This window comes from Novosphingobium sp. GW821-FHT09E05, assembly GCF_059416165.1.
The window spans coordinates 1,959,533-1,986,322 of the sequence record NZ_JBWKOQ010000001.1; the positions used below are offsets into that span (position 1 = coordinate 1,959,533).

General features: G+C 68.5%; 25 protein-coding genes. 11 read left to right on the top strand and 14 right to left on the bottom strand.

Features of this window, described 5'->3' with window-relative positions; translation table 11 throughout:
* Positions 1–13: 13 nt before the first annotated feature.
* From glmS to AC07M9_RS09180, 3 genes are all read left to right on the top strand, one after another.
* Positions 14–1,837: a glutamine--fructose-6-phosphate transaminase (isomerizing) gene (gene glmS, locus AC07M9_RS09170; RefSeq protein WP_494883158.1), complete on the top strand. Its 1,824-nt coding sequence runs from the start codon at positions 14–16 to the stop codon at positions 1,835–1,837.
* A gap of 63 nt (positions 1,838–1,900) precedes the next feature.
* On the top strand, positions 1,901–4,264 hold the full coding sequence (locus AC07M9_RS09175) for a putative bifunctional diguanylate cyclase/phosphodiesterase (protein ID WP_494883160.1): 2,364 nt from the start codon (positions 1,901–1,903) through the stop codon (positions 4,262–4,264).
* A gap of 303 nt (positions 4,265–4,567) precedes the next feature.
* A complete protein-coding gene (locus tag AC07M9_RS09180) occupies positions 4,568–5,515 on the top strand; it encodes an MBL fold metallo-hydrolase (RefSeq protein WP_494883162.1) in 948 nt (315 codons plus the stop codon).
* Positions 5,516–5,538: 23 nt separating this feature from the next.
* Here AC07M9_RS09180 and purQ read toward each other — a convergent pair whose 3' ends face one another.
* Complete coding sequence (gene purQ / locus AC07M9_RS09185) at positions 5,539–6,216, bottom strand: phosphoribosylformylglycinamidine synthase subunit PurQ (protein ID WP_494883163.1); 678 nt, start codon at positions 6,214–6,216, stop codon at positions 5,539–5,541.
* Positions 6,216–6,452 (bottom strand): phosphoribosylformylglycinamidine synthase subunit PurS, encoded by a 237-nt coding sequence (purS, locus tag AC07M9_RS09190; protein ID WP_007684732.1) that lies wholly within the window; start codon positions 6,450–6,452, stop codon positions 6,216–6,218. Before purS ends, purQ begins: the two co-directional genes overlap by 1 nt.
* Before the next feature lie 169 nt (positions 6,453–6,621).
* Between purS and AC07M9_RS09195 the strand changes: the two genes are divergently transcribed.
* Complete coding sequence (locus AC07M9_RS09195; RefSeq protein WP_494883165.1) at positions 6,622–7,533, top strand: SDR family NAD(P)-dependent oxidoreductase; 912 nt, start codon at positions 6,622–6,624, stop codon at positions 7,531–7,533.
* On the opposite strand, the gene AC07M9_RS09200 is transcribed toward AC07M9_RS09195, so the two are convergent.
* From AC07M9_RS09200 to AC07M9_RS09225, 6 genes are all read right to left on the bottom strand, one after another.
* Positions 7,530–8,294 carry a hypothetical protein gene (locus tag AC07M9_RS09200; protein ID WP_494883167.1) on the bottom strand — a complete coding sequence of 255 codons (765 nt, stop codon included), beginning with the start codon at positions 8,292–8,294 and terminating at the stop codon, positions 7,530–7,532. The genes AC07M9_RS09195 and AC07M9_RS09200 overlap by 4 nt on opposite strands.
* Before the next feature lie 152 nt (positions 8,295–8,446).
* The gene (locus AC07M9_RS09205; protein ID WP_494883168.1) at positions 8,447–9,184 is read right to left on the bottom strand and encodes an EF-hand domain-containing protein; all 738 of its coding nucleotides are present in this window, start codon (positions 9,182–9,184) and stop codon (positions 8,447–8,449) included.
* A 42-nt stretch (positions 9,185–9,226) separates the two neighbouring features.
* Entirely contained in the window at positions 9,227–9,607 is a 381-nt protein-coding gene (locus AC07M9_RS09210; RefSeq protein ID WP_494883170.1) for a DUF2794 domain-containing protein, read from the bottom strand.
* Positions 9,608–9,612: 5 nt separating this feature from the next.
* Positions 9,613–10,338, bottom strand: a complete 726-nt coding sequence (epsC, locus tag AC07M9_RS09215; RefSeq protein ID WP_494883172.1) for a serine O-acetyltransferase EpsC — start codon at positions 10,336–10,338, stop codon at positions 9,613–9,615.
* A gap of 57 nt (positions 10,339–10,395) precedes the next feature.
* Complete coding sequence (locus tag AC07M9_RS09220; protein ID WP_494883174.1) at positions 10,396–11,040, bottom strand: P-loop NTPase family protein; 645 nt, start codon at positions 11,038–11,040, stop codon at positions 10,396–10,398.
* Positions 11,041–11,053: 13 nt separating this feature from the next.
* A complete protein-coding gene (locus tag AC07M9_RS09225; protein ID WP_494883176.1) occupies positions 11,054–12,340 on the bottom strand; it encodes a heavy-metal-associated domain-containing protein in 1,287 nt (428 codons plus the stop codon).
* A 70-nt stretch (positions 12,341–12,410) separates the two neighbouring features.
* Between AC07M9_RS09225 and purM the strand changes: the two genes are divergently transcribed.
* Together purM and purN are read left to right on the top strand one after the other, a co-directional pair.
* On the top strand, positions 12,411–13,514 hold the full coding sequence (purM, locus tag AC07M9_RS09230; protein ID WP_494883178.1) for a phosphoribosylformylglycinamidine cyclo-ligase: 1,104 nt from the start codon (positions 12,411–12,413) through the stop codon (positions 13,512–13,514).
* A complete protein-coding gene (gene purN, locus AC07M9_RS09235) occupies positions 13,507–14,469 on the top strand; it encodes a phosphoribosylglycinamide formyltransferase (protein WP_494883179.1) in 963 nt (320 codons plus the stop codon). The genes purM and purN overlap by 8 nt, the downstream gene beginning before the upstream one ends.
* 3 nt (positions 14,470–14,472) lie before the next feature.
* On the opposite strand, the gene AC07M9_RS09240 is transcribed toward purN, so the two are convergent.
* The 4 genes from AC07M9_RS09240 to AC07M9_RS09255 form a co-directional block, all read right to left on the bottom strand.
* On the bottom strand, positions 14,473–14,718 hold the full coding sequence (locus AC07M9_RS09240; protein WP_494883180.1) for a hypothetical protein: 246 nt from the start codon (positions 14,716–14,718) through the stop codon (positions 14,473–14,475).
* 366 nt (positions 14,719–15,084) lie between these two features.
* Positions 15,085–15,507, bottom strand: coding sequence for a nucleoside-diphosphate kinase (gene ndk / locus AC07M9_RS09245; protein WP_494883182.1), 423 nt, complete (start codon positions 15,505–15,507; stop codon positions 15,085–15,087).
* Between the two features lie 180 nt (positions 15,508–15,687).
* Positions 15,688–16,125 carry a DNA polymerase III subunit chi gene (locus AC07M9_RS09250; RefSeq protein WP_494883184.1) on the bottom strand — a complete coding sequence of 146 codons (438 nt, stop codon included), beginning with the start codon at positions 16,123–16,125 and terminating at the stop codon, positions 15,688–15,690.
* A 17-nt stretch (positions 16,126–16,142) separates the two neighbouring features.
* Positions 16,143–17,606, bottom strand: a complete 1,464-nt coding sequence (locus AC07M9_RS09255) for a leucyl aminopeptidase (protein WP_494883186.1) — start codon at positions 17,604–17,606, stop codon at positions 16,143–16,145.
* A 140-nt stretch (positions 17,607–17,746) separates the two neighbouring features.
* Between AC07M9_RS09255 and AC07M9_RS09260 the strand changes: the two genes are divergently transcribed.
* From AC07M9_RS09260 to rsmA, 4 genes are all read left to right on the top strand, one after another.
* On the top strand, positions 17,747–20,077 hold the full coding sequence (locus tag AC07M9_RS09260; protein ID WP_494883188.1) for an LPS-assembly protein LptD: 2,331 nt from the start codon (positions 17,747–17,749) through the stop codon (positions 20,075–20,077).
* A gap of 221 nt (positions 20,078–20,298) precedes the next feature.
* Positions 20,299–21,657 carry a peptidylprolyl isomerase gene (locus AC07M9_RS09265; protein ID WP_494883190.1) on the top strand — a complete coding sequence of 453 codons (1,359 nt, stop codon included), beginning with the start codon at positions 20,299–20,301 and terminating at the stop codon, positions 21,655–21,657.
* 21 nt (positions 21,658–21,678) lie between these two features.
* Positions 21,679–22,680, top strand: coding sequence for a 4-hydroxythreonine-4-phosphate dehydrogenase PdxA (gene pdxA, locus AC07M9_RS09270; protein ID WP_494883192.1), 1,002 nt, complete (start codon positions 21,679–21,681; stop codon positions 22,678–22,680).
* Positions 22,677–23,507: a 16S rRNA (adenine(1518)-N(6)/adenine(1519)-N(6))-dimethyltransferase RsmA gene (gene rsmA, locus AC07M9_RS09275; RefSeq protein ID WP_494883194.1), complete on the top strand. Its 831-nt coding sequence runs from the start codon at positions 22,677–22,679 to the stop codon at positions 23,505–23,507. The genes pdxA and rsmA overlap by 4 nt, the downstream gene beginning before the upstream one ends.
* Positions 23,508–23,562: 55 nt before the next feature.
* Here the strand turns inward: rsmA and AC07M9_RS09280 are convergent, their stop codons facing one another.
* On the bottom strand, positions 23,563–23,913 hold the full coding sequence (locus AC07M9_RS09280) for a PilZ domain-containing protein (protein ID WP_494883196.1): 351 nt from the start codon (positions 23,911–23,913) through the stop codon (positions 23,563–23,565).
* A gap of 133 nt (positions 23,914–24,046) precedes the next feature.
* The gene (locus AC07M9_RS09285) at positions 24,047–26,155 is read right to left on the bottom strand and encodes a malate synthase G (protein ID WP_494883198.1); all 2,109 of its coding nucleotides are present in this window, start codon (positions 26,153–26,155) and stop codon (positions 24,047–24,049) included.
* Between the two features lie 307 nt (positions 26,156–26,462).
* On the opposite strand from AC07M9_RS09285, the gene AC07M9_RS09290 reads away from it, so the two are divergent.
* Positions 26,463–26,732, top strand: coding sequence for a hypothetical protein (locus tag AC07M9_RS09290; RefSeq protein WP_494883200.1), 270 nt, complete (start codon positions 26,463–26,465; stop codon positions 26,730–26,732).
* Positions 26,733–26,790 lie beyond the last annotated feature (58 nt).

The window sequence follows — 26,790 nt, forward strand, 5'->3', positions numbered from 1 at the left end:
GGCATACCTTCTCATGTGTGGCATCATCGGCATCGTCGGCAAGGAAGACGTGGCGGACCGTTTGGTCGACGGACTGCGCCGCATGGAGTACCGCGGCTATGACAGCGCGGGCGTCTGCACCATACATGACGGCCAGCTCGTGCGCCGCCGCGCCGAGGGCAAGCTGTTCAACCTCGTCAAGGAACTGGCCCGCGATCCCGCGCCCGGCCTGACCGGCATCGCCCACACCCGCTGGGCCACCCACGGCGCGCCGACCGCCGCAAACGCCCACCCCCATGCCACCGCCGAGCTGGCGCTGGTCCACAACGGCATCATCGAGAACTTCAAGCCCTTGCGCGAAGCGCTCGAATCGCGCGGCCGCACCTTCGAGAGCCAGACCGACACCGAAGTCGTCGCTCATCTCGTCTCCGAGCAGGTCGAGGCCGGCATGTCGCCCGAGGACGCGGTGAAGGCCGCCCTGCCGCTGCTGCGCGGCGCCTTCGCACTCGCCATCGCGTTCCGGCGCTTCCCCGACATGCTGATCGGCGCGCGCCTCGGCTCGCCGCTGGTCGTGGGCTATGGTGACGGCGAGACCTACCTCGGTTCCGACGCGCTGGCGCTGGCGCCGCTGACCCAGCGCATCACTTATCTCGACGAAGGAGACTGGGTCGTCATCACCCGCGAGGGCGCGCAGATCTACGATGCGCAGAACAACCCGGTGGTGCGCGAGATCGTGACGTCGGGCGCCTCGGCCGTCGCGATCGAGAAGGGCAACTACCGCCACTTCATGCAGAAGGAGATCTTCGAGCAACCGACCGTGGTGGCTCAGACCCTGCGTTCCTATCTGCGCCAGGTCGATCAGTCGGTGGCGCTGCCCCAGATCGACTTCGACCTCGGCGCGATCAAGCGCATCACCATCGTCGCCTGCGGCACCAGCTTCTATGCCGGTATGGTGGCCAAGTACTGGATCGAGACTTTCGCGCGCCTGCCGGTCGACATCGATGTGGCATCGGAGTTCCGTTACCGCGACCCGGTGCTTGAGGACGGTGGCCTCGCCCTCTTCATCTCGCAGTCGGGCGAGACGGCCGACACCCTCGCGGCGCTGCGCCACTGCAAGGCGGCCGGGCAGACCATCGCCGTCGTCGTCAACGTGCCCACCAGCACCATGGCGCGCGAGGCGGACCTGCTGCTGCCGACCCATGCCGGGCCGGAAATCGGCGTCGCCTCGACCAAGGCCTTCACCTGCCAGCTCGCCGTCCTCGCCGCGCTCGCCGCGCACCTGGCGGTGAAGCGCGGACGCATGGACCGCTCGGAGGAGATGGAGGTCGTCCAGCACCTTCTGGAAACCCCCGCCAGCCTCAACGCCGCGCTCGACCATGACGAGGAAATCGCGGCGATGGCCCACCTCATCGCGCCGGCCCGGGACGTACTCTATCTCGGCCGCGGCCCCGACTATCCGCTGGCCCTGGAAGGCGCGCTCAAGCTGAAGGAGATCAGCTATATCCACGCCGAGGGCTATGCCTCTGGCGAGATGAAGCACGGCCCCATCGCGCTCATCGACGAGGCGGTTCCCGTGATCGTCCTCGCGCCCTCCGGCCCGCTTTTCGAGAAGACCGTCAGCAACATGCAGGAAGTCCGCGCGCGTGGCGGCAAGGTCGTGCTCATCTCCGACGCGCAAGGCATTGCAGAGGCCGGCGACGGCTGCATCGCCACGATCGAGATGCCCCGCGTCCACCCGCTCATCGCCCCGCTGGTCTACGCGGTGCCGGTGCAGTTGCTGGCCTACCACGTCGCCTGCGTGAAGGGCACCGACGTCGATCAGCCGCGCAACCTCGCCAAGAGCGTGACCGTCGAATAGCCAGCACAAACAGTGGCAAACACTTAACTTAGCTCTAACTCTTTTCCCGGTAACCCTCGGCGGGTGAACAGCGCGTCGCCCGCCAGCAAAGCCCTGCTGAGAGACCTTCCCGTCCTCGCGGTACTGGGCCTGTCCGATCCCGATGATGGGAATTGGTCCCGACTGCGCGGGTTGCAATACGCCACCCTGCGCCGGTCTACGGCCACCCGGATCACGATGCAGGCAGCCGCCGCACTGGCGGTCACCATGCTTCTGCTTGGTCGAATCGCACTCCCCGCCATCGCCGCCTGGCTTGTCCTGGTCGCGGTGACGCAGTGGCACGGCTACCGGGTCGACCGCTCGCTCGCCGATGCCGACCGCCGCCGCATCTCGCCGGGCGAAGTGAAGGCGCAGCTGGTCGGCTCGATCGGCAACGGCCTCGCCTGGGCTCTGCCGCTGGGGGGCCTCGGGATGTTCCTCGATCCGCAGACGCAGGTGAAGGTCTGGACCGTCCTCGCCATGTCGATGGCCGCATCGGTGATCCTCATCCCCGCCGTTCCGGTCGCCACGCTGACCTTCTGCGCGCTGGTCGGGGGTTCGGCGGTCGCCTATTTCCTGTTTTCCGCAAGTTACGACATGGCCGCGATCGCCGTCCTGTTCATGGGCATCGTCGTCGTCGGCTCGATCGAGGGCGCGCGGCGCTACCTGACCGCGAAGATCGCCGAGGCCGGCATGATCGAGAAGGACGAGGTCGTCTCGCTCCTCCTGCGCGAGTTCGAGGAAGGCCAGGCCGACTGGCTGTGGCAGATCGACACCGGCCGCCGCGTCCGCTCCGTCTCGCCACGCTTCGCCTATGCGCTCGACCGCGATGCCGCCGAAGCCGAGGGCACGCCGCTGGTGCAGCTGATCGCCGGCGCTGCCTGGGAGACCGGCCAGTTCCCCTCCAGCCTCCACGACCTTGCCGAACGGCTCAAGCGGCGCGAGCCGTTTTCCAACCTGCTGGTTCGGGTCGCCATTCGCGGCCAGGCCCGCTGGTGGGAGCTCTCGGGAACGCCCCGCATCAACGAACACGGCGTCTTCGAAGGGTTTCGCGGCGTCGGCTCGGACGTGACCGAGGCGCGCGAGAATTCCGACAAGATCGCCTGGCTTGCCCGCTACGACACGCTGACCGGCCTGCCCAACCGCATGATGATCACCGAGACGCTGGGCACCGCGCTCCAGCAGGCGGACAGCTGGCGCACCCGCTGCGCCTTCCTGATGATCGACCTCGACCGCTTCAAGGCCGTCAACGACACCCTGGGCCACCACGTCGGCGACCAGCTGCTCGCCCGGGTGTCCGAGCGGCTCAAGGAGCAGATGAGCGAGAACGAGCTGTGCGGGCGGCTGGGCGGCGACGAATTCGCGATCGTGGTTCGCGACGCGGCCGACCTCAAGTATGTCGAGCAGGTGGCCCGGCGCGTCATCAACCGCCTGTCCCAGCCCTACGAGATCGACCACAATACCCTGTTCGTCGGCGCCTCGATCGGCTCGGCCGTCGGCCCGCGTGACGGATCGAGCATCGAGACGCTGATGCGCAACGCCGACCTCGCGCTCTACCGGGCCAAGGACATGGGCGGCAATGCCTACTGCACCTACGAGCCTGCCCTGCACGCCCATGCCGAGGAGCGGCGCAAGCTCGAATTCGCGCTGCGCCGGGCGCTGGAGCGGGACGAATTCCACGTCGTCTACCAGCCCGTCGTCGATGCGACGAGCGAGAGCGTCGTCAGCTTCGAGGCGCTGCTGCGCTGGAACAACGCCGAGCACGGCGCCGTCAGTCCCGCCAAGTTCGTGCCGCTCGCCGAGGACACGCGCCTGATCGTGCCGATCGGCGAATGGGTCCTGCGAGAAGCCTGCCGCGAGGCGATCAACTGGCCGACGCACATCCGCGTCGCCGTGAACGTCTCGGGCGAGCAGCTGCTCGACCAGCACTTCGTCTCCAGCGTGGTCACCGCGCTGTCGGCCAGCGGACTGCCGGCCAGCCGCCTCGAGATCGAGGTGACCGAGAGCATCTTCCTGCGCGACGCCAGCATGGCCCGCGCCGCGCTCGAGCAGATCATGGCGCTCGGCTGCCAGGTCGCGCTGGACGACTTTGGCACCGGCTATTCCTCGCTCGGATACCTGCGCAAGCTGCGGTTCTCGACCATCAAGGTCGACCGCTCGTTCGTGCAGGGCGCGGCGACCGGCAATGTCGAAAGTCTGGCGATCATCCGCGCGGTCGTCGCCATGGCCGACAGCCTCGGCATGTCGACCACCGCGGAAGGCGCCGAGACCGAAAAGCAGGTCCAGGTCATCCGCCAGCTCGGCTGCCGCAAGATCCAGGGCTACTTCTTCGGCCGCCCGATGTCCCCCCGGGACGCAGGCGCCCTGTTCCGAAGCCAAGCCTCCCTGTCCGCCCAGAACGTCGCCTGACGCCCGCAAGGCGACACAGGTTTACACGGTTTACACGGTCCAGGGGGCAAACTGCCTTCCCGGGGCCGGAATGTGTCGCCTTGTGCCGGCAAAGTGTCGCCTTGTGCGGCAAAGGTGTCGCCTTGTGCGGCGAAGGTGTCGCCTTGCATTCTGGGGGGCGACGGCGGGGAGAACGGGCTGGCGAGATCATGCGGCGAGCATAATGCGGCCCGCGGGATGTAGGAAAGCGCGGGCCGTTCGGCGCAGCGGAGGCCTCGCTGACAGAACGTTTGCCAAACCCGCCATAACGCATAGTCTGGCCGGATGCAGCCTGCCCTCACCGCCCGCCCCTCCGCGACCGTCGTTCGCGCGCTCCTGTCGATCGGCGCGGCATCGCTGCTGATCGGCGCGGCACCCGCGCCCAAGCTCCCCCACTTCGAACACTGGATCGACGGCACCGCGGCAAGCGAGCCCGAGATGCAGGTCCAGCGGATCGACGCCGACACTTTCGTCATCCGCCAGTCGGTGCGCACCAATTTCGAGGCGCCCTTCCTCTACCTTCTGTTCGGCACGGACCGCGCGCTGCTCATCGACAGCGGCGCGGGCGGCCTCAAGGTCCGCCCGGCGATCGACCGGCTGATCGGGGAGTGGCAGGCCGCGCACGGCAACCGCGCCATCGACCTCGTCGTCGCGCACTCGCACAGCCACGGCGATCACCATGAGGGCGACGACGAGTTTCGCGCCCGCCCCCGCACCACCGTCGTCGGCCTCGCGCCCGACGAGGTCGCGAGCTTCTTTCAGGTGAAGGACTGGCCGCACGGCGCCGGCAGCATCGACCTCGGCCGGCGCGTGCTCGACGTGATCCCGATGCCGGGCCACGAGCCGGCGCACGTCATGGTCTACGATGCCCGCACAAAGCTGCTGTTTTCCGGCGACATGCTCTATCCCGGCAGGCTCTACGTGCCGCTCGACAGGTTCGGAGATTTCCGCGCCAGCGCCGACCGGCTTGCCGCCTTCGCGGCGACCCATCCGGTCCGCGCCCTGCTCGGCGCGCATATCGAGATGACGACCACGCCGGGGCAGGACTATCCGATGGAAGCCCCCAGCCATGCGTCGGAGCACGCCCTGCCACTGTCACCGGCAGCGATCGGCGAGCTTAAGGAGGCCGTCGACGCGGCCGCCGACAAGGCCGCGAACGGCGGCCCGGCCCCGACGATAGACCGGCACGCCGATTTCATCGTCTACCCGCGCCCGCCCCGGCCCGCCGCCTAGCGAGCAAGGGCGGTAAGGTCGCCTCAGGCTCCGACGAGGCCCCGGATGGCGCTTTCGAACAGGCCGCGCCCGTCGGTGCCGCCGTGGGTGGTCTCGATGGCGCGCTCGGGGTGCGGCATCATGCCCAGCACGTTGCCCGCCTCGTTGAGCAGGCCGGCGATCGAGCGGGCCGAGCCGTTGACGTCCTCGGCATAGCGGAAGGCCACGCGGCCCTCGCCTTCGAGGCGGTCGAGCGTGGCGTCGTCGGCGAAGTAGTTGCCGTCGTGGTGGGCGACGGGGACGCGGATCACCTGCCCGGCCTCGTAGGCCGAGGTGAACAGCGACTGCGCGTTGGCGACTTCGAGCGCGACTTCACGGCAGACGAAGTTCAGCCCGGCATTGCGCAGCAGCGCGCCCGGCAGCAGTCCGCTCTCGGTCAGCACCTGGAAGCCGTTGCACACGCCGAGCACCGGCACGCCGCGTTCCGCTGCCGCGACCACCGCCTGCATGATCGGCGAGCGCGAGGCGATGGCGCCGCAGCGCAGATAGTCGCCGTAGGAGAAGCCGCCGGGGACGGCGATGAAGTCCAGTCCCTGCGGCAGTTCGCTGTCGCCGTGCCAGACGCGGTGGGGCGCGGTGCCCGATACCTTCTCCAGCGCCACCGCCATGTCGCGGTCGCAGTTCGAGCCCGGGAAGGTGATGACGGCGGAGGTGAAGGCCATCAGGCGGCCACCTTCTCGATGCGGTAGTTCTCGATCACCATGTTGGCGAGGAGCTTGCGGCACATATCGTCGATCGCCTCGTCCGAGACGCTGTCGGCCACGTCGAGCTCGAACAGGCGGCCGGCGCGCACGTCGTTGACGCCCGCGAAGCCGAGGCCCTCGAGCGAGTGGTGGATCGCGCGGCCCTGGGGATCGAGGACGCCGGGCTTGAGGCTGACGTGGACGCGGACTTTCATCGCAGGGCCTTTCGGTGGCGCAGATTCGTTCTCGGGCGCCTATGACTCCTGAGCGCCGCCGAGGCAAGTCGCAGCGTCCGCCGCGCGGCGCGAACCGACATTGAACCGCCGCGTCCAACCTGTCATCTGCAGTGCAAGGCCGGTTTTTCGGCGGATGTGGAGTTCAGCGATGACCATCTCCTTTGCCGGGCAGGTCGCGGTGGTCACCGGCGCGGGCAATGGCCTGGGCCGGGCCTACGCTCTGGAACTGGCGCGGCGCGGCGCCAAAGTCGTGGTGAACGACCTTGGCGCCGCGCGCGACGGCACCGGCCATTCCGAAGCGGCGATGGCCGTGGTCGAGGAAATCCGCGAGGCCGGCGGCGAGGCGATAGCCGACGGCGGCGACGTCTCGGACTACGCGCAGATGGAGCAGATGGCCGCGCGCGCGCGGGAGGCCTGGGGCGGCATCCACGTCCTCATCAACAACGCGGGCATCCTGCGCGACCGCACCTTCGCCAAGATGGACCCCGCCGACTTCGAGCTGGTCGTGCGCGTCCACCTGCTCGGCAGCGCGTTTGCCACCAAGGCGGTGTGGGACACGATGCGCGAGCAAAGCTACGGGCGCGTGCTGATGACCACCTCGTCCTCGGGCCTCGGCGGCAACTTCGGGCAGGCGAACTACAGCGCCGCGAAGGCGGGCGTGCTGGGCCTTGCCCGCACCCTGCGGCTGGAAGGCGCGAAATACGGCATCCGCGTCAACGCGATCTCGCCCACGGCCGGCACCCGCATGACCGCCGACATCTTCCCCGAGGAAGCCTACAAGGCGTTCGAACCCGAAAACGCCGTGCCTGCCGCGATCTTCCTCGTGTCCGGGGACGCCCCCACCGACGCCATCCTCGCGGCGGGCGGCGGCGTGTTCCAGGGCGCGTGGATCACCATCAACGACGGCGTCCTGCTCCCCGAAGGCCGCCGCAGCGCCGAGGACGTGGCCGCCGCCTGGCCCCGCATCTCCGACCGTACCGGCGACCATGTCTTCGAGAACGGCATGGAGCAGGCGCAGCACGCGCTCGCCATGCTGTCGGCGCAGAAGGCGCCGCGCTAGAACCTGTATCCGACGCGCGCCTCGAGCTTCCACTTGTAGGGCGCGCCATCGCCCGAGACGATCGCCGCGCCGCCCTCCAGCGAGGCGACCACCCTGCCCCACTGCTTGCCCAGCTCGACATTGGCGGGGAGGAAGAATTCGTCGTTGACGAAGTTGTAGCGGATGTCGGTGCTCGGAAAGATCGAGACGTAGGCCTCGCCGGGCAGTTCGATCTCGAGGTTGGGTGAGAACTGCAGCTCGCGCGTCCTGCCCCGGCCATCCTCGCCGGCGATGCTGAAGTCGTAGCGGGCGACGGCCTGGAAATAGCTCCCCTTCGATATCGACGGCGTGGCCCAGCGATACCCGGCAGTGGGCCTCAGCCGCCACTGTCCCCGGCCGAACCTGTCGCCGCTCTCGGTCGGGACGATGAGCTGGGTGCCCAGCCCGAAGCCGTTTTCCCCCGTCCGGCGGGCGAAGATCGCCTGGACCAGCACCTCTCCGAATCCGAAATCCGGGCTTTCTCCCGGCCCGTCGGCGATCTTGAACGGCAGGTCGATGCGCAGGTTGGCGCGCCAGCCGTCGCCAAGCTCGACGGGACGGTCGTGCCGCAGGGTGAACGTGGTGGTGTCGTCCTCGCCCTCGTCGGCATATTCGACCCGCAGGTCGATGCGCTGGAGCGGGCGGGTGATGTCGCGGCCGCTCGGCGGGGCTTCCTGCGCGATGCCGCCGGCAGCGTACAAACTCCCGGCGGCGCCCACGATCAGGGCGGGAAACCTGTTCATAGCCGCACTCCTCGCCGCGCGAATCCATGCCACGCAGGTACAGGCTGGACGGAGAGCCGCGCCATGCGGGAAATCCCCGCGATGCGCGGGGGTTAGTCCTCAGTCGGAATTTCAGGCGGCGCGCAGGCCCTTGGGAAGGTCTGGCGCGGCGATCACCGTGGCGGGCGGCCCGGACCGCCGGGGCCGCCGCGACCGTCCGGCCCCCTGCCGCCCGGCCGCGCGGGACGCAGTTCCTGCATCGACAGCTCGCCGTCGTGATCCTTGTCGGCCTCGTCGAAGTGCCTGCCTTCGTAGGCCAGCAGTTCCTCGAGGCTGACCCCGGCGTCGTAATTGGTGTTGGCCTGCGCGATCACGGTGCCGCCGAGCGGCTCGATCAGCGCGGCGACCGCGTAGTCGTCCTCGTCGTTGGGGCGCGGCAGGATCGTGTCGGCGACCGGGCCTTCGCGGTCGCCGGAGGCCTGCGCGTCGCTCGATGCGACCGAGCCCATCTGCTTCTGCCAGGCCATGAACTCGGCCGCCGAGACGGTGCCGTCGCGGTTGGTGTCGACGACGGCGAAGCGGGCGCGGATGGTGGCCTCGCGCCGGGCATCGACGACGCCGTGTAGTTCGGCGAGCGTGACCGTGCCGTCCTTGTCGGCGTCGGCCTCGCGGAACATGCCGGTGACGAGCCGGTCGAACTGCTTGCGCTTGACCGGCTTGGGCGGGCGCGGCGGCGTGGGACGCCCTTCGCCTCCGCCGGGGCCGCCACCGCCCATGTCACCCATGCCGCCCCCGCCCATTCCGCCGCCCATGCCGCCATCCATGCCGCCGCCGGGCATGCTCTGGGCCAGCGAGGCGGAGGAAACCAGCGACAGCGAGGCCGCGGCGAGCATCAGGGATATCTTGCGCATCAGGCCGCTTCGCACTCACATTTTGCAGGAAGATTTCAGCCGTCAGTCCTCGACGACCTTGAGCATCTTGCGCTCGAGGGGGCTGAGCACGTTCGACAGGTCGTGACCGCGTTTGAGCACCTGCCCGGCTTCGCCGAACAGCGTCCACATGCCCTGCTTGCCGCGCAGGGCCGGGCGCTTCTCGATCCGCGCCTGCGGGCGTTCAGCGGAGCGGCGGAAAGCGCTGAAACTCGCCGCCTCGCGCGCGAAGTCCATCGCGTAATCGCGCCACAGCCCGGCGGCGACCATGCGGCCGTAGAGGTCGAGAATGCGCTGGAGTTCCAGACGGTCGAACCCGACCTGCAGGGGAACCGAACCGCGCCCGCCGGGAAAGGCGACGACGCTGCCGGTGATGGAGCTGTTACCCTGCGGACCTGCTGCCATCCGGATCAGATGCCTTTCAGCAACGGCTCGCCGGCCCGTTCGGCCACGCGGGTTTCGTCCTCGCGCTCGGCCTGCAGCGCCTCGACCAGCGCGCCGAGACGGGCGACCTGCTCCTCCAGCTCGTCGATGCGCTGCTCGCGCTGGCCGCCGACGGGTTCGCACGGTTCCTTGCAGGGGGTTCCGTAGGGCATGAAGTCCTTGGCGTAGGTCTCCGCCTTGACCAGAGTGGAGCGCGCCTTGACGCCGATCATCGTCGCGCCCTCGGGCACGTTGTCGATCACCACCGCGCTGGCGCCGATGCGGGCGCGGCGGCCGATGGTGACGGGGCCGATGATCTGCGCGCCCGATCCGACGATCACGTTATCCTCCAACGTCGGGTGACGCTTGCCGCCGACGCCGTTGGTGGGATTGGAGCCGCCCAGCGTCACGCACTGGTAGATCGTCACGTTGTCGCCGATGATCGCGGTCTCGCCGATGACGGTGAAGCCGTGGTCGATGAAGAAGTTTTTCCCGATCTGCGCGCCCGGATGGATGTCGATCGCGGTCAGGAACCGTGCGAGGTGGTTGACCACGCGGGCCAGGAAGAACAGGTCGGCCTGGAACAGCGCATGCGCGATGCGGTGCCAGAACACGGCCCAGACACCGGGATAGAGCAGGACTTCCCAACGCGAACGCGGCGCCGGATCGCGCGCGACGATGGAATCCAGGTAGCGGACAAGATTACCCAGCATTGCCCGAGCCTCCCATCAATCGGCGTCGTTTGCAACTCTCGTGCGACATCGTTGCCCTCATGACTCGCCGGTGCCCCCGCCTTTGGTCTCGGTCAGGGCGTCGCGCCAGATCGCCATGGTGGGCGGAGCCTTGCGTTCCAGACTGAGCCGGTCGATCGCGGCGACCAGGTTTTCGACGCCCAAGTGGCTACGCGTGGTGCGTCCTGCAAGGTACTGCGTCGCCGAAGAATCGAGAACGAGCCCGCGCATCTCGGCGTGGACCTCGATCAGCGCCGCCAGCATGTCGTCGTCGGGCTCGCCGATCTCGAGGTCGAGCGCGGCCCCGAGCCGCGAGGACAGGTCGGGCAGCGCCACGCGCCAGCGGGCGCCCTCGCCCTCGGCCGGATCGACGCCGGGTGCGAAACGGCGGTCGGCGACAATCAGCAGCGGGCGGCCGCTCTCCTGCGCGCGGTTCCAGCGGTGGAACAGCTCGGCCTCGTCCATGTCCTGTGCGTCGTCGATGACGTCGCCGGTGCCGGACGCGGCGAACCAGCGCGCCAGCAGCGACTTGCCCGAACGCGGGGGGCCGGAGAGAATGGCGGTGTGGAACGGCCACTGGCCCGGCTCGAGCAGGGCGTCGACCACCGCCGCGTTGGCGGTGCCCACGACGATGCGCGGCGGGCTGTCGCTGGCGGCGGACAGCGGAAGGGCGATCTGCCTCATCGCGCAGGCAGCCCTAGCGGCTGATCCTCAGCGCACCGCCCCCGCTCGACACCTTCCAGCCCTGTCCGCGCAGGGCGGCGGCAAGGCGTTCGGAGCCACCCGCCACCGTCACGCGCATGACCGAGGTGCCGCCGATGGCGAGGCTCACGGTCGCTGCACCCTGCACGCCCGGTACGCCGCGCACGCCCGCCAGCGCCGCGTCCACCGCGGCGGCGTCGGGCGTCGCGAACTGGACGGTCACGGCCTCGGCCGGCACGCCGGTCACGTCTTCGGGGCGGATCGTGGGGGCCGGGAGCGGGATCACCGCAACCGGTCCCTCGTCGCCCCGGGGCATGAGCTTCTGGCGCAGTTCCTCGAACGCACGGTCGAGCGCGGCGCCGCCGGCGTTGATCGTCGGATCGGGCTGAAGCTGGCCCTGCAGCAGCGCATCGCGGTAGAGCCCGTCGATCCGCGTGACCGCCTGGTCCATCATGCGCGGCAGTTCCTGCTCGGTCGCGGCCGTCATCGTGAAGCTGCCGAGGAAGGTGTTGTCCGGGCCGTAACGCGCCGTAAACGTGCCGTTGATCGGACCGCCGGGCCACTGCCTTTCTAGCCGCGCGACGGGGCTCACCACGTCCGACGCCTCGAACTGGCCGAGTACGGTGCGCCACCACAGGCGGCTGCGGCGGCCCGCCTGCCCGGCGGTGAGGATGAGCGATTCGCCGCCCGAGCCGGTGGGCCGCACATAGTCGACCGGGCTGGTGGAGGTCTGGAACTCGGCCCAGGCGCGCTGCCACGGCCCGCGAACCTCGAAGACCTGCCGCACGCCGCCCGACTGCAGCACCGGGATCAGCAGCAGCGGCGCCGAGCGCGGGCCGACGCCGGCGGCGCTGCCGGCGCCCCCCACGTACTGCCCGGCCTTGGCCTTGTCGAAGATGACGCCGAGCGTGGCGATGTAGCGGTGCGGGCCGACCTGCTCGTGGCCGATGACCACCGAGGAGACCATCGCGTCGATCGATTCGATCGGCATGTCCGGCCCGCCCAGCTTCTTCCAGGCTTCCTTCTGCGCCTGCTTCCACCCGGCGATGCGCGCCTCCGCCCCGGTCTTGCCGGTGACGTCGACCTGGATGCCGTTGACCTGGATATCCTCGGAATTGGCGAGCGGGGCGATGCCGCGGTCGCCTTCGATCTGGGCGATCAGCTGCGCCCCTCCCAGAGCGGCGAGCGCGAAGAGCGCGGCTCCGCCCCACGCCAACGCCGCTTTCCTGGACGGACCCTTGCGGGCAGCCCGCGGGATTTTTGGGGAGATCGTGAACGCCATTGTCGAAACCGGGGGCCTTTTGCCCAAACGGCGATGGAAATCCAAGTCACAAAGCGCTAGGCGCCGCCACATGTCCGACGATAACTCTCCGAAGAGCTATAGCTACGAGCAGGCAGGCGTCTCGATCGCCGCCGGAAACGCGCTGGTGAAGGCCATCGCCCCGCTCGCGAAATCCACCGCGCGTCCCGGCGCAGACGCGGAGCTGGGCGGCTTCGGCGGCTTCTTCGACCCGCGCGCGGCGGGCTACAAGGACCCGCTGCTGGTCGCCGCCAACGACGGCGTCGGCACCAAGGTCAAGCTCGCGATCGACCACGACCGGCACGACCAGATCGGCATCGACCTCGTCGCCATGTGCGTCAACGACCTCATCGTCCAGGGCGCCGAGCCGCTGTTCTTCCTCGACTATTTCGCCACCGGCAAGCTCGAGAGCGGCATCGCCGAGCGAGTCGTCGCCGGCATCGCCGAGGGCTGCAAGATCTCCGGCTGCGCGCTCATCGGCGGCGAAACCGCTGAAATGCCCGGCATGTATGCGGCGGGCGACTACGACCTCGCGGGCTTCTGCGTCGGCGCGGTGGAGCGCGGCGAGCAGCTGACCGGCGACAAGGTGGCCTCGGGCGACGTGCTGCTGGGCCTCGCCTCGTCGGGCGTGCATTCGAACGGCTACTCGCTGGTCCGCCGGCTCGCCGAGGACAAGGGCTGGAAGCTGAACCGCCCCGCCCTGTTCGACTCCGACATCCTGCTGATCGACGCGCTGATCGCGCCCACGCGCATCTACGTGACGAGCCTGCTGCCGTTCATCCGCGCGGGCCGCATCCACGCCCTCGCCCACATCACCGGCGGCGGACTGCTCGAGAACATCCCGCGCGTGCTGCCCAAGGGCCTTCACGCGCGAATCGACGCCGACGCCTGGCCCCAGCCGCGCCTGATGGCGTTCCTGCAGGCGCAGGGCCACATCGAGCCCGCCGAAATGGCCCGCACCTTCAACTGCGGCATCGGCATGGTCCTCGCCGTGGCGGCGGAAGAAGCCGCCGCGCTCAAGACCGAGCTGGAAGCGGCGGGCGAGACGGTCTTCGTGATCGGCGCGATCGAGCCGGGCGACAAGGGCTGCACCGTCCAGGGCTCGATCGAGACCTGGTCCGCGCGCGAGGCGTGGGAAGCGGTCCACCTTGGCTGAGGCTCGCCCTCGCCAGAAAGTCGCCGTCCTGATCTCGGGCAGCGGCACCAACATGGCCGCGCTGCTCTACGCCAGCCGCGCGGCCGACTGCCCCTATGAGATCGTGCTGGTCGCTGCCAACGATCCCGAGGCGAAGGGCCTGGCGCTGGCCGAGACCGAGGGCGTCGCGACTTTCGCGCTCAGCCACAGGGGCATGAAGCGCCCCGAACATGACGCGGCGATGGACGCGGCGATCCGCGCCAGCGGCGCGCAGTGGGTGGCGCTCGCCGGCTACATGCGCATCCTGACGCCCGAGTTCGTCGGCAAGTGGGAGGGCCGGATGGTCAACATCCATCCCTCGCTGCTGCCCAAGTACACAGGGCTCCACACCCACGACCGCGCCATCGCGGCGGGCGACAGCCACGGCGGCGTTTCCGTCCATCTCGTCACCGCCGAACTCGACGACGGCCCGGTGCTCGGCCAGACGCCGGTCGCGATCCTGCCCGGCGACACCGCTGACACCCTGGCCGCGCGGGTGCTGATCGCCGAGCACCAGCTCTATTCGCGCTGCCTCGCCGACCTCGTGACCCGCGAGGCGAACCCCGAATGGCTGCTCCAGCGCGTGCGCGAGCGCGCCATGGCCCAGCCCGAGGCCGAGGAGACCACCAGCCACGGCATGGCCTGCTTCGGCATCGTCAAGGGCAAGAAGTTCGCCTACTTCAGCGCCGACCACCACGGCGACGGCCGCGTGGCCCTGCTCGTCAAGATCAGCGGCCCGGACGAACAGGCCATGCTCATCGAGCAGGACGAGGCGCGCTACTTCCGCCCCGCCTACTTCGGCGACGGCTGGATCGGCATCCGCCTGGACCTCGGCGATACCGACTGGGACGCGGTGGCCGACTGGCTCGCCCGGTCGTGGCGCTCGGTGGCACCGAAGAAACTGACTGCGCTGATGGACGCCGCCGACAGCTTCTGAAGTTCAGATTTCGCTGTAATCCACCTGCGGCCGGCTCTCGCGCGTGCCGCGGTAGAGCTTGGCCGGGTCCTGCGGGTCGCCGGCGATCAGGACATGGTCCTCGTGCACTTCGACCAGCGTGCCGGCGAAGGGGAAGCCTTCGAGGCTGCCGTTGACACGGAAGCTGACGGTGTCGCCGACCTTGAAGGTCTTCTCGTCGAAATTGAATTCGAAGGGGCAGCTTTCGCTCGCCTCGCCCATGCCTTGCATCGTGCTTCTCCTTTGCGGGGCATGATACAGCAGCGATCCAGCGTGGATCAAACCCAATCGGTGCGGCCGGGCAGCGCTACGCCGATATCGTCCGCATTCAGCGCGGGCCGAGTGGAGCGGCGTGAGCCTCGATCGGGTTCACCGCCAGAGGACCGGCCCCACCGGAGGCGAGCGAGACGAGGACGGCGCCCAAAAACGACACCGAAGCAGCAATCATGATAGTCCTGCCCATCGACATTCAGCCCCCCGACTCCGCCCCGCCAGTACCTGACGCGGGAAGCTATCCCGGCCTGCGAGTCGCTCCAAAGAAAAAGGCCGCCGAAACCGGCGACCTTCGTCCTTGTTACAGAGATTTAATCCGCTGCTTCAGCCGACCAGTTCTTCCGGCTTGAAGAAGTAGGCGATCTCGATCGCGGCGTTCTCTTCCGAGTCCGAGCCGTGGACCGAGTTGGCCTCGATCGATTCGGCCAGTTCCTTGCGGATGGTGCCGGCGTCGGCGTTCTCGGGGTTGGTGGCGCCCATGATGTCGCGGTTGCGCTTCACGGCGTCCTCGCCCTCGAGCACCTGGACCACGACCGGGCCCGAGATCATGAACGAAACCAGGTCGCCGAAGAAGGGACGCTCGGCGTGGACGGCGTAGAAGCCCTCGGCCTGCTCCTTGGACATCTGGATGCGCTTCGAGGCGACGACGCGCAGGCCGGCTTCCTCGAGCATCTTGGTGACCGCGCCGGTCAGGTTGCGGCGGGTGGCGTCGGGCTTGATGATCGAGAAGGTACGGGTGACGGCCATGGGATGTTCCTTGCGAAAATGGAAAGCGTGATTGTTGGGCGCGCCCCTAGCGGGGATTCGCATGGGTCGCAAGGGAGGCTGGCCCGCCCCCGGGGCCCTCCCGCAAGCGAGGGGGGGGAGAATCGGCTTGCCGCCTAGTCGCAGCGGGGTGAGCGCAGTCGGAGGCCCGGTCGGCGGACCCTACCCCGCCTGAACCCAGCGGCCGCCGTCCTGCTTCCAGTAGTAATGCTCCACCCCTTCGCGGGCGCGCAACTCGCGCCAGACCTGGCGGGCGTGCTGGACGGTTTCATCGTCGAACAGGAAGAACGTGCGCGCGAAGGGCGCTGCACCCTCGCGCCACTGGCCGTCGGCGATGGCCAGGAACGTCGCGCCGTTGGCCGGCTCGGGCGTGTCGGAGAGCAGGATCGGCTGGCGATCCTCGTGCCCCTCGCCCGCTTCCCCGTTGGCGAGGAAGGTCTCGGGCCCCAGCGTCCACAGCGCGCGCGAGATCCGCTCGCGCTGCTGCGGTTTGCCAGAGACGACGAGCAGGCGCGAGCCGTCGGAGACCACCTTGCGGGCGATCAGCGGCAGCGCGGCCTCGGCGGGGTCGCGGCTGAGCTGGTAGAAGTCCACGCGCATCAGCCGCGATTTCCTCTTCAGGCTTCCAGCGTGTCGCGCACGAAGCGGTCGAGCAGGCGCACGCCGAAGCCGCTGGCGCCCTTGTCCCAGGTCGCGCCGGGCTTGTCGGTCCAGACGGTGCCGGCGATGTCCAGGTGCGCCCAGGGGGTGTCGTTCTCGATGAAGCGAGCCAGGAACTGCGCCGCCGTGATCGAGCCGCCGTAGCGCGGGCCGACGTTGCGGATGTCGGCGATGGGGCTGTCGATCATCTTGTCGTAGGCAGGGCCCATCGGCATGCGCCACAGACGGTCGCCCGAGGCGTCGCCGGCGGCATTGAGCTGCGCGGCGAGATCGTCGTTGTTCGAGAACAGCCCGGCGTATTCATGCGCGAGGCTGAGGATGATCGCGCCGGTCAGGGTGGCGAGGTCGACGATCCTGGCGGGCTGGTATTCGCGCTGCACGAACGTCAGCGCGTCGCACAGGACGAGGCGGCCCTCGGCGTCGGTGTTGATGACCTCGATGGTCTGGCCCGACATCGAGGTGACGACGTCACCGGGGCGCTGGGCATTGCCGTCGGGCATATTCTCGACGAGGCCGCACAGGCCGATGACGTTGGCCTTAGCCCCCCGCAGCGCGAGCGCGAGCATGGTGCCGGCCACCGCGCCGGCGCCGCCCATGTCCCACTTCATGTCTTCCATGCCGCCGGCGGGCTTGATCGAGATGCCGCCGGTGTCGAAGGTCACGCCCTTGCCGACGAAGGCCACGGGCTTCTCGCCCTCGGCCCCGCCCCGCCATTCCATGACAAGGATGCGCGCGGGCCGCACCGAACCCTGCGCGACGCCGAGCAGCGAGCCCATGCCGAGTTCGCCCATCTCCTTGTCGTCGAGCACCCGGATCTTGAGGCCGGTGCCTTCCATGCGCGCCTTGCAGCGCTCCACGAAGCTTTCGGGATAGATGATGTTGGCCGGCTCGGTGACGAGTTCGCGGGTGAACGAGACGCCTGCCGCGATCGCTTCCTCGACCGCCCATGCCGCCTCGGTGCCTTCCGGCGCGCCCAGGACGGCGATGTCGGTGAGGCTGGGGCGGGCGTCGGCCTTGAGCTTCGTGTGGTAGACGTCGTGGCGCCACGCCCGCAGCACCGCGCCCAGCAGCGCGCCGGCCGCTTCGTCCGCCGTGAGGCCGGCGCCGGTGAGGTCGAGCGTCAGCGCCGTCTCGCCGCTGGTCAGGTACTTGGCGACCACCGACGCGCCCGCGCGCTCGATCGCGCCCTTGCGGTCCTTGGCCGAAGCCTCGCCTATGCCGGCCAGCGCCACGCGCACGACCTGGCCGCCGCGATCCACGAAACCTTCGAAGAGCTGTCCTGCCTTGCCCGAAAACCGTGCCAACTTTGCACCACCTGCCAGCACCGGCTCGATGTCGGCGGGCACTGCGTCCTGGTTTACGAAGCGGGCAACGAGGCGCGCGGAGCTGTCGGCAGCCACCTCAAGGAACTGGATCTTCATGGATTCTCCTGGATTCTTCCGGCGAGGCGCTGAACTTGTGCGCTTCACCGCATGACTGGATTGCAGTTAGGCACAGCCGGTGCGATAGGCAAGCCATGCTCCCCGCCGCGCAGATTCCGCTGCAAGCCCCTTACCGTGTCATGGCCCGCACCGCGGCCCTCACCCCGGATAGCCGCTTGCGCCCCCTCTCGCTGCGTGCGCTGGCCTTCGGGATCGTCGCGGCTCCGCTGCTCTGGGCCCTGCCCGGCGCGGCCCTGGCACAGGACCTCTCGCGGCCCGTCGAGACGGGCCCGATCGACGGCGCTCCGCCCGCCCCGCCGCTCACGCCCGCCTCCGCCGACGCCGAACCGGTCGCCTTCGAGGCGAACGACGTGACCTATTCGCAGAACAGCGAACAGGTCACCGCCGAGGGCAACGTCGTGCTGCGCCGCAGGGACGAGAAGGGCAAAGTCCAGTCCGTCCGCGCCGACACCGTGACCTGGGACCGCAACAGCGGCAAGATTCTCGCCAGCGGCAACGTCCGCCTCGTCGATCAGGACGGCAACCAGCTCTACACCGAAAGCCTCGAGCTGACCGACGAGCTCAAGACCGGCATGATGCAGAACATGCTGCTCGTCATGCGCGAGGGCGGCCGCATGGCCGCGCTCAACGGCGAGCGTATCGCCAACGGCGACGTCATCCTCAACCAGGCGGCCTATACCGGCTGCGACGTCACCGGCGAGGACGGCTGCCCCAAGCAGCCGACCTGGCGGATCGTCGCCAAGCAGGTGATCTACTCCGACGCCGAGAAGCAGGTGCGCTTCAAGGACGCTCGCATCGAACTGTTCGGCCTCGTCCAGCTGCCGCTGGTGGGCATGACGATCAGCACCGACGGCCATTCGGTATCGGGCTTCCTGGTGCCGGACATCCGGTCGAGCCCGTCGAACGGCTTCGAGCTGGCGCAGTCGTATTTCTGGAAGATCTCCGAGAACCGCGACCTGACGGGCACGCTTTCGGCCTTTACCGAATCGGCGCCGATGGCCCAGCTCGAATATCGCCAGCTTACCGACCTCGGCGCGTTCCAGATCACCGGCTATGCCACCGCCAGCAGCAAGATTCCGATCTTCGGCGGCAGCGACACCAGCGTCGATGGCCAGAAATCCTTCCGCGGCTACATCTTCGCCAACGGCCGCTTCCAGCTGGACGAGAACTGGAGCGTCAGCGCCTCGATCCGCCGCGCCACCGACCGCACCTTCCTGCGCCGCTACGACATCAGCCGCGACGACCGCCTGCGCTCGACGATCGAGGTCGAGCGCATCGACCAGGACAGCTACCTGTCGATCGCGGGCTATTCCACGCAGACCATGCAGTCGGACCGGGCCCAGGGCCAGCTGCCCTTCGCCGTCCCCGTGATCGACTACCGCCGCCGCTTCGCCGACCCGCTGCTGGGCGGCAAGATCGAGACGCAGCTCAACACCCTCGCCATCACCCGCGCCGACGGGCAGGACACCCAGCGTGCCTTCGCCAGCGGGCAATGGTCTCTGCGCCGGCTGACCTCGATGGGCCAGGAACTCACGCTGACCGGCCTCGTGCGCGGCGACATCTATCACTCGGACGAGAACGCCGACACTCTGACGCCGCTCTACCGCGGCACCGAGGGCTGGCAGGGACGCGGGATCGCCACGGCCGCGCTCGACGTCAAGTGGCCGCTGGTCGGCCAGATGCTGGGCGGCACCCAGGTCCTGACGCCGCGTGTGCAGCTGGTTGCCAGCCCGACGCTCAAGAACCTCGACATTCCGAACGAGGATTCGCGCGCGATCGACCTCGACACCGGCAACCTCTTCGCGATCAACCGCTTCCCCGGCTACGACCGGGTCGAGGACGGCGTGCGCTTCAACTACGGCTTCGACTGGAACTTCGAGCGGCCGCGCTGGCGCATCCGGACGACCATCGGCCAGTCGATGCGCCTGAGCAACCGCGCGTCGCTGCTGCCCAACGGCACGGGCCTCGGCAGCAAGACCTCCGACATCGTCGGCCGGACCGAAATCCGCTACCGCGACTTCATCAACTTCGTCCACCGCTACCGGCTCGACAAGGACAGCCTGGCGGTGCGGCGCAACGAATTCGACGCGGTCATCGGCAACACCCGCTCCTACGTCGAAGTCGGCTACACCAAGCTCAACCGCGACATCGCCAGCGACATCGAGGATCTCCAGGACCGCGAGGAACTGCGCGCCGCGGGTCGCATCGCCTTCGCCAACTACTGGTCGCTGTTCGGCTCGGCCGTGGTCAACATGACCGACCGCCGCGAAGACCCGACCAACGGGTCGAACGGCTTCCAGCCGCTGCGCACGCGTTTCGGCGCGGCCTACGAGGACGACTGCCTGCAGATCGCCCTCACCTGGCGACGCGACTACGTGGCGCTGGGCGACGTCAAGAAAGGCGATTCGTTCCAGCTGCGCTTCGCCCTGAAGAACATCGGCGCTCACTGATCGACCCGCGTTTCGATGCCGGCGGAGCGCTTTTCGGACATTGCCCGGAAACATCGGGCGAAACATTGGCAGGCCCGGGCAAAGCCGCTATCGGGTGTGCTCATTTTCAGTTAAGCCGCCGCCGGGCACAGCGCGGGAACGGTGCGGCAGGTGGCCTGAAACGGGGCCTCCTGCTCGATTGTGATCCGGCCGAGCCGGTCGAAGACGGGATTGAAATCACGGTGCAAGCAGTAAATCGCAGCAGGTTCATCAGGCGCGCCGTCCTTTGTGTCGGAAGCATCGCGGCCATGTCGGCCGCACTCGGCGCCGGCGTGGCGCAGGCCCAGTCCGCCCCGCAGGGCGAGATCGTCATTCCCGACGATGTGAAGATCTTCGGCAACGACAATCCGAACATGCGCCGCGCCACCGCGGTCGTGAACGGCGACGTCATCACCGGCACCGACGTCGACCAGCGCCTCGCTCTCATCGTCGCGGCCAACCAGGGCAAGATCGACGACGAGGAAATGAAGCGCCTGCGCCTGCAGATCCTGCGCAACCTCATCGACGAGACTCTGCAGATCCAGGAAGCCAAGGCCGCCACCGTCGAAGTCGCGCAGGCCGAGGTCGACCAGTCCTATGCCCGCGTCGCGCAGCAGAACTTCAACCAGAACGTCGGCGCCATGGACGCCTACCTCAAGCGCGTCGGCTCCTCGCCGGAATCGCTCAAGCGCCAGATCCGCGGCGAACTGTCGTGGCAGCGCCTGCTCCAGCGCAACGTCCAGCCGTTCATCAACGTCTCCGACGACGAGGTGAACGAGAACCTCGCCCGCATGAAGGCGGCGAAGGGCACCGAGGAATACCGGCTCGGCGAAATCTACCTTTCGGCCGCGCCCGACGCGCGCCAGCAGGTCTATGAAAACGCCACCAAGATCGTACAGCAGCTGCGCACGGGCGGCAGCTTCGTCGCCTATGCGCGCCAGTATTCCGAAGCCACCACCGCCTCCGTCGGCGGCGATCTCGGCTGGGTGCGTCTCGCCCAGCTGCCGAGCGAACTGCAGGTCGTCGCGCGCGACATGGAGCAGGGCCAGCTCGTCGGCCCGATCGAGGTCCCCGGCGGCTTCGACATCCTCTACCTGATCGACAAGCGCCAGGTCCTCACCGCCGATCCGCGCGACGCGATCCTCGCGCTCAAGCAGATCTCGATGCCCTTCCCCAAGGGCATCAGCGAGGCTGAGGCCGGCAAGCGCGCCGAAGCCTTCTCCACCGCGATGAAGGTCGCCAAGGGCTGCGGCGACGTCGACAAGGTCGCCACCGGCCTTGGCGCGCAAGTCGTCACCAACGACCAGGTCAAGGCGCGCGACCTGCCCGCCCAGATCCAGAACTCGGTGCTCCAGCTCTCGCCCGGCGAGACGCTGCCGCCGTTCGGCTCGCTCGAGGACGGCATCCGCATCCTCATGCTCTGCGGCCGCGACGATCCGCAGACCGACACCGGGCCGAGCTTCGAACAGCTGCAGGCGCAGCTCGAGGACGACCGCGTCAACAAGCGCGCACAGACCTACCTGCGCGACCTGCGGCGTGACGCTGTCATCGAATACAACTGATCGACCGACGCGGGTGCTGGCATGACCGTGACGGTACCCCTCGCCGTATCCCTTGGCGATCCTGCCGGCATCGCCCCGGAGGTGATCGCCCAGGCCTGGGCCCGGCGCGTTGAAGAGGGACTTGCCCCGTTCTTCGTCGTCGGCGGCGCCTCCGTGCTGCGCGCCGCCGCCGCCACGCGCGGCATCGACCTGCCGATCGCGCTCATCTCGTCCCCGCTCGACGCATCGGCGTTCGCAACTGCCCTTCCGGTACTCGGCGACGAGGACTGCGCGCCCTCGCCCGGCAGGCCTACGCTCGAAGGCGCGCGCCTCGCGCTGCACTCGCTGACCCTCGCCACCGCCCTTGCGCTCTCGGGCGAGGCCGGCGCGGTCGTCACCGGCCCGATCGCCAAGTCGAAGCTCGCCGAAGTCGGCTTCACCCAGCCCGGCCAGACCGAATTCCTTGCCGACGCCTGCGGGCTTGCCCATGACGACGCGGTTATGATGCTGGCCGGACCGTCGCTGCGCACGGTCCCGCTGACCGTCCATGAATCCCTCGCCGCGGTGCCGGGCCTCGTCACCCGCGAGCTGATCGAGCGCAAGGCCCGCATCGTCGCCCGCGCTCTTGCCCGCGACTTCGGCCTCGCCGCGCCGCGCATCGCGATCACGGGGCTCAATCCCCACGCCGGCGAGGATGGCCGGATGGGCACCGAAGACCGCGACGTCATCGCTCCCGCCATCGCCGCCCTGCGCGCCGAGGGCCTTGCCGTCACCGGCCCGCACCCCGCCGACGCCCTGTTCGCGGCGCACGAGCGCGAGCGCTACGACGTGGCGCTGTGCATGTACCACGACCAGGCGCTGATCCCGATCAAGACGCTCGACTTCGACCAGGGCGTCAACGTCACGCTGGGCCTGCCGATCGTGCGCACCTCGCCCGACCACGGCACCGCCTTCGCCATCGCCGGCAGGCACGAGGCGAGCGCGGGCGCCATGATCGCCGCGATCCGCATGGCCGGGCAATGCGCAGCGAGGAGAGCGTCATGACCAGGCCTGCCCTGCCCCCCTTGCGCGAAGTCATCGCCCGCCACGGGCTCGCCGCCTCCAAGGCGCTCGGCCAGAACTTCCTGCTCGACGAGCAGCTGCTCGACCGCATCGCCGCGATTCCGGGATCGCTGGAGGGAGCGCAGGTCCTCGAAATCGGCCCCGGTCCGGGCGGCCTGACCCGCGCCCTGCTGCGCGCAGGCGCCTCCGTGACCGCGATCGAGATGGACAGCCGCTGCCTTCCCGCACTCGCCGAACTGGAGGAAGCGTTCCCCGGAAAGCTCCGGGTGATCGAGGGCGACGCGCTCAGGATCGACCCGAAGACGCTGTTCGACCGGCCCTACCACATCGCCTCGAACCTGCCCTACAACGTGGGCACGGCACTGTTCACCGGCTGGCTGTCCAGCGAAGCCTGGCCGCCCCGGTGGCTCTCGCTGACGCTGATGTTCCAGGAGGAAGTCGCCCGCCGCATCATCGCCGAGCCCGACATCTCCGCCTATGGCCGCCTCGCCGTGCTGGCGCAGTGGCGCTCGGTGCCGAAGCTGGCCCTGAAGGTCCATCGCAGCGCCTTCACTCCAGCGCCAAAGGTGATGTCGGCGATCGTCCACGTCGTTCCCGGCGAGGCGCCCGAAGGGGTTTCGATGCGGGTGCTGGAGCGCGTGACCGAAGCCGCTTTCGGCCAGCGGCGCAAAATGCTGCGCCAGAGCCTCAAAGGCATGCCCGGCGCGCTGGACGCGCTCGAAGCCCTCGGCATCGACGCTCAGCGCCGCGCCGAAACGCTGTCGGTGGAAGAGTTCGTGAGCGTAGCGGAAGTGCTCACCCGCAAGTGACCCGGGGGTCCGCCTGCGCCTTGGGCGGCGCAAACGGAACGCCAATCTCGAGGAACTAGCCCAGCATGGCCCGGAAAATGTCCAGCGGCCTTAGGCGCGTCAGGCGCTCCGGCACCTGGACGACCGGAACGGCCTTTCCCTCGACGAGGTCGGCGACACTGATCTGGTTCTTGAGCGCGATGCCGCAGCGGTCGCCGCCGCGCCAGCGTACCTGGCCCCTGAGAGCATTGCCGCCGATTTCCAGCTCGACGAGAGTGCCGCGCGCAGGCGGCGACGCCACCAGAGCAAGCAAGCCGCGCGACGAGGCATTGACCAGCGTCGCCTCTACCTTCGTGTCACCCACGCGCATCGTGGCCTCCACGGCGACAACCGTACGCGCTTCCATGCGCTGCCTGTGAATGAACATGCCAGCCGTCCCCTAGCCAGAGCCGACTTCACACTACACGGAAAATACCTAATCACGCGTTAAATCGCTTTAAAGAAAACAGTATTGCCCTCGGCCCGCCGCAAAAGCGCGGGCCGAGGGGGCAAAACCGGCCTCAGGCCGCCGCCTTCTTCTTCAGGCGCCAGGCATGGAGAAGCGGCTCGGTGTAGCCGCTCGGCTGGTCCACACCCTTGAACACGAGGTCGCAGGCCGCCTGGAAGGCCATGCTGGTGTCCCAGTTACCCGCCATCGGCTCGTAAAGCGGATCGTCCGCGTTCTGCGCATCGACCTTGGCCGCCATGCGCTTGAGCGAGTCGAGCACCTGCTCCTCGCTGCAGACGCCGTGGAGCAGCCAGTTGGCCATGTGCTGGCTGGAGATGCGCAGTGTGGCGCGGTCTTCCATCAGGCCGACGTCGTTGATGTCGGGCACCTTGGAACAGCCGACACCCTGGTCGATCCAGCGCACGACGTAGCCGAGCAGCCCTTGCGCGTTGTTGTCCAGTTCCTCGCGCACTTCCTCCTCGGACCAGTTGGTCCCGTCCGCCAGCGGCACGGCGAGCAGCAGGTCGAGGCCCGGCACCGGCTCGGCCGCGATCTCTTCGCGCAGGGCGAAGACGTCGACCTGGTGGTAGTGCATCGCGTGGAGCGTGGCGGCCGTGGGAGACGGCACCCAGGCGGTGTTGGCGCCGGTCCTAGGGTGGCCGATCTTTTGCTCCATCATGTCGTGCATCATGTCGGGCGCGGCCCACATGCCCTTGCCGATCTGCGCGATGCCCGAGAGACCGTGAGCGAGGCCGATGGCGACGTTGCGCTTCTCGTAGGCCTGGATCCAGCCCGAGCCCTTGATCGCGGCCTTGCGGATCATCGGACCCGCCCGCATCGAGGTGTGGATCTCGTCGCCGGTGCGGTCGAGGAAGCCGGTGTTGATGAAGACGATGCGCTGGCGCACCGCATGGATGCAGGCGGCGAGGTTGGCCGAAGTGCGGCGTTCCTCGTCCATGACGCCGACCTTGATGGTGTGGCGCGGCAGGCCGAGCAGGTCTTCGACCGCATCGAACAGGTCGTTGGTGAAGGCGCATTCCTCGGGCCCGTGCATCTTGGGCTTGACGATGTAGATGCTGGCTTCGCGGCTGTTGCCGTACTTGGCGAGGCCCTTCACGTCCTGCGTGGAGATGGCGCTGGTGATTACCGCATCCATGACGCCCTCGGGAATCTCGTCGCCGTTGGGCAAGAGGATCGCGGGATTGGTCATCAGATGGCCGACATTGCGCACGAACAGCAGCGAGCGGCCGGGCAGCAGCACCTGCTCGCCGGTCGGCCGGGTCACGGCCTTGTCGCCCGCGAGTGCGCGCGTGAGTGTCCTGCCGCCCTTCTGGAAGGTGTCGGTCAGGTCGCCGCGAATCACGCCAAGCCAATTCGCATAGGCCGCGACCTTGTCCTGCGCATCGACGGCCGCGATCGAATCCTCGAGATCGACGATCGTGGTCAGCGCGGCTTCGAGGACGATGTCCGCGATGCCCGCCCTGTCGGTCGCTCCGACCTGGCTCTGCTTGTCGAACACCACCTCGATGGTGAGCCCGTTGTTGCCGAACAGCAGGCCGCCCTCGGTCCTGCCGGCGTACTGGCGCTCGTCGGCGAGTTCCAGGGCTTCGGCATTCTCCAGATCGGTCCAGGAGCCTGCCTTGAGCGGAACCGCCTGGTCGAGGAAGGCACGGCCCGCCGCGATCACGGCGGCGCCGCGAACGGGATCGTAGCCTGGTCCCCGGGCAGGCGCCGCGTCGAGCGCGTCGGTGCCGTACCATGCGTCATAGAGGCTGCCCCAGCGCGCGTTGGCGGCGTTCAGCAGGAAGCGGGCGTTGAGCACCGGCACCACCAGCTGCGGCCCCGCCATCGTCGCGATCTCGGGATCGACGCCCTGGGTGGTGATGGTGAAGGCGCCCGGTTCGGGGACCAGATAGCCGATCTCGCGCAGGAAGGCCTGGTATTCGGCCTGCTCGATCGGGCGGCCGGCGCGGTCGACGTGCCATGCATCGATCCGGGCCTGCAAGGCATCGCGCCTGTCCAATAGCGCCCGGTTAAGAGGCGCATAGCGAGCCAGGAGCTGCGCGAAGCCCTGCCAGAAGGCGGCGGCGTCCTGCCCGATCGGCGGCAGCACCTGCTCCTCCACGAACCTGGCCAGCCCCGCTTCGACCAGGAGGCCGGAACGATCAACCCTGTCAGTCATACTTCCTTGCACTAGTCTTGCCTCGCACTGCTGCGAACGCGCACGCCGGAAAAAGGCCTGCAACGCTCATACAAATACCAAAACTGCCCTGGGGAAGGAGTGCGAGCGATATGGCGCAAGCCCGCGCGCTTGGCAACAGGCTGCCCGGTTCCCTCGTACCGTCGCTGAACGGGACACCGGGATTTCACCGGATTTACATAACGAGTCGGAAACCCTTACATTCCAGTTCCCGTTAAGCATCGGACTCGGCGGGAACGCGCCCTTGGCACGATCGTTGCTCCATGGTGACCAGAACAAAGGGATGAAAATGCTCCGGAAAATCGGTCGCCTGTTCGTCATCAAGACCAACTGGGAGGCGTATATGATCATCTATGCGCTTGCCCTCGGCGCGGTGGAGCGGGGCACGGTCTATCTCTCGCGATTCCCGGGCTTTGGCGGCAAGCTGCTGTTCCTCGCCTGCACCGGCGCGGTGTTCATGGCCGGCGGAAAGATACTCGACTGCCTCAAGTACGAAAAGGCGGCGTCGATCGGGACCGGCAAGGCCGTAATTCCCCAGACCCAGCAGGAAGCCGCCTGAACCCGTCGCCGGGGAAAGGCTTAAAGCGCCCGCCTGTTGCAGTCGTTGACCTCGCGTG

Bases quoted from the DNA above. Each gene is read 5' to 3' on its own strand.
- purS (WP_007684732.1), bottom strand. From the start codon at position 6,452: ATGAAAGTCCGCGTCCACGTCAGCCTCAAGCCCGGCGTCCTCGATCCC.
- purM (WP_494883178.1), top strand. From the start codon at position 12,411: ATGTCCGACGATAACTCTCCGAAGAGCTATAGCTACGAGCAGGCAGGC.
- AC07M9_RS09210 (WP_494883170.1), bottom strand. From the start codon at position 9,607: ATGGCAGCAGGTCCGCAGGGTAACAGCTCCATCACCGGCAGCGTCGTC.
- AC07M9_RS09205 (WP_494883168.1), bottom strand. From the start codon at position 9,184: ATGCGCAAGATATCCCTGATGCTCGCCGCGGCCTCGCTGTCGCTGGTT.
- AC07M9_RS09200 (WP_494883167.1), bottom strand. From the start codon at position 8,294: ATGAACAGGTTTCCCGCCCTGATCGTGGGCGCCGCCGGGAGTTTGTAC.
- AC07M9_RS09225 (WP_494883176.1), bottom strand. From the start codon at position 12,340: ATGGCGTTCACGATCTCCCCAAAAATCCCGCGGGCTGCCCGCAAGGGT.
- AC07M9_RS09280 (WP_494883196.1), bottom strand. From the start codon at position 23,913: ATGTTCATTCACAGGCAGCGCATGGAAGCGCGTACGGTTGTCGCCGTG.
- AC07M9_RS09250 (WP_494883184.1), bottom strand. From the start codon at position 16,125: ATGCGCGTGGACTTCTACCAGCTCAGCCGCGACCCCGCCGAGGCCGCG.
- AC07M9_RS09260 (WP_494883188.1), top strand. From the start codon at position 17,747: ATGGCCCGCACCGCGGCCCTCACCCCGGATAGCCGCTTGCGCCCCCTC.
- AC07M9_RS09285 (WP_494883198.1), bottom strand. From the start codon at position 26,155: ATGACTGACAGGGTTGATCGTTCCGGCCTCCTGGTCGAAGCGGGGCTG.
- AC07M9_RS09255 (WP_494883186.1), bottom strand. From the start codon at position 17,606: ATGAAGATCCAGTTCCTTGAGGTGGCTGCCGACAGCTCCGCGCGCCTC.
- purQ (WP_494883163.1), bottom strand. From the start codon at position 6,216: ATGGCCTTCACCTCCGCCGTCATCACCTTCCCGGGCTCGAACTGCGAC.
- epsC (WP_494883172.1), bottom strand. From the start codon at position 10,338: ATGCTGGGTAATCTTGTCCGCTACCTGGATTCCATCGTCGCGCGCGAT.
- pdxA (WP_494883192.1), top strand. From the start codon at position 21,679: ATGACCGTGACGGTACCCCTCGCCGTATCCCTTGGCGATCCTGCCGGC.
- AC07M9_RS09240 (WP_494883180.1), bottom strand. From the start codon at position 14,718: ATGCAAGGCATGGGCGAGGCGAGCGAAAGCTGCCCCTTCGAATTCAAT.
- AC07M9_RS09180 (WP_494883162.1), top strand. From the start codon at position 4,568: ATGCAGCCTGCCCTCACCGCCCGCCCCTCCGCGACCGTCGTTCGCGCG.
- rsmA (WP_494883194.1), top strand. From the start codon at position 22,677: ATGACCAGGCCTGCCCTGCCCCCCTTGCGCGAAGTCATCGCCCGCCAC.
- ndk (WP_494883182.1), bottom strand. From the start codon at position 15,507: ATGGCCGTCACCCGTACCTTCTCGATCATCAAGCCCGACGCCACCCGC.
- glmS (WP_494883158.1), top strand. From the start codon at position 14: ATGTGTGGCATCATCGGCATCGTCGGCAAGGAAGACGTGGCGGACCGT.
- AC07M9_RS09220 (WP_494883174.1), bottom strand. From the start codon at position 11,040: ATGAGGCAGATCGCCCTTCCGCTGTCCGCCGCCAGCGACAGCCCGCCG.
- AC07M9_RS09195 (WP_494883165.1), top strand. From the start codon at position 6,622: ATGACCATCTCCTTTGCCGGGCAGGTCGCGGTGGTCACCGGCGCGGGC.
- AC07M9_RS09290 (WP_494883200.1), top strand. From the start codon at position 26,463: ATGCTCCGGAAAATCGGTCGCCTGTTCGTCATCAAGACCAACTGGGAG.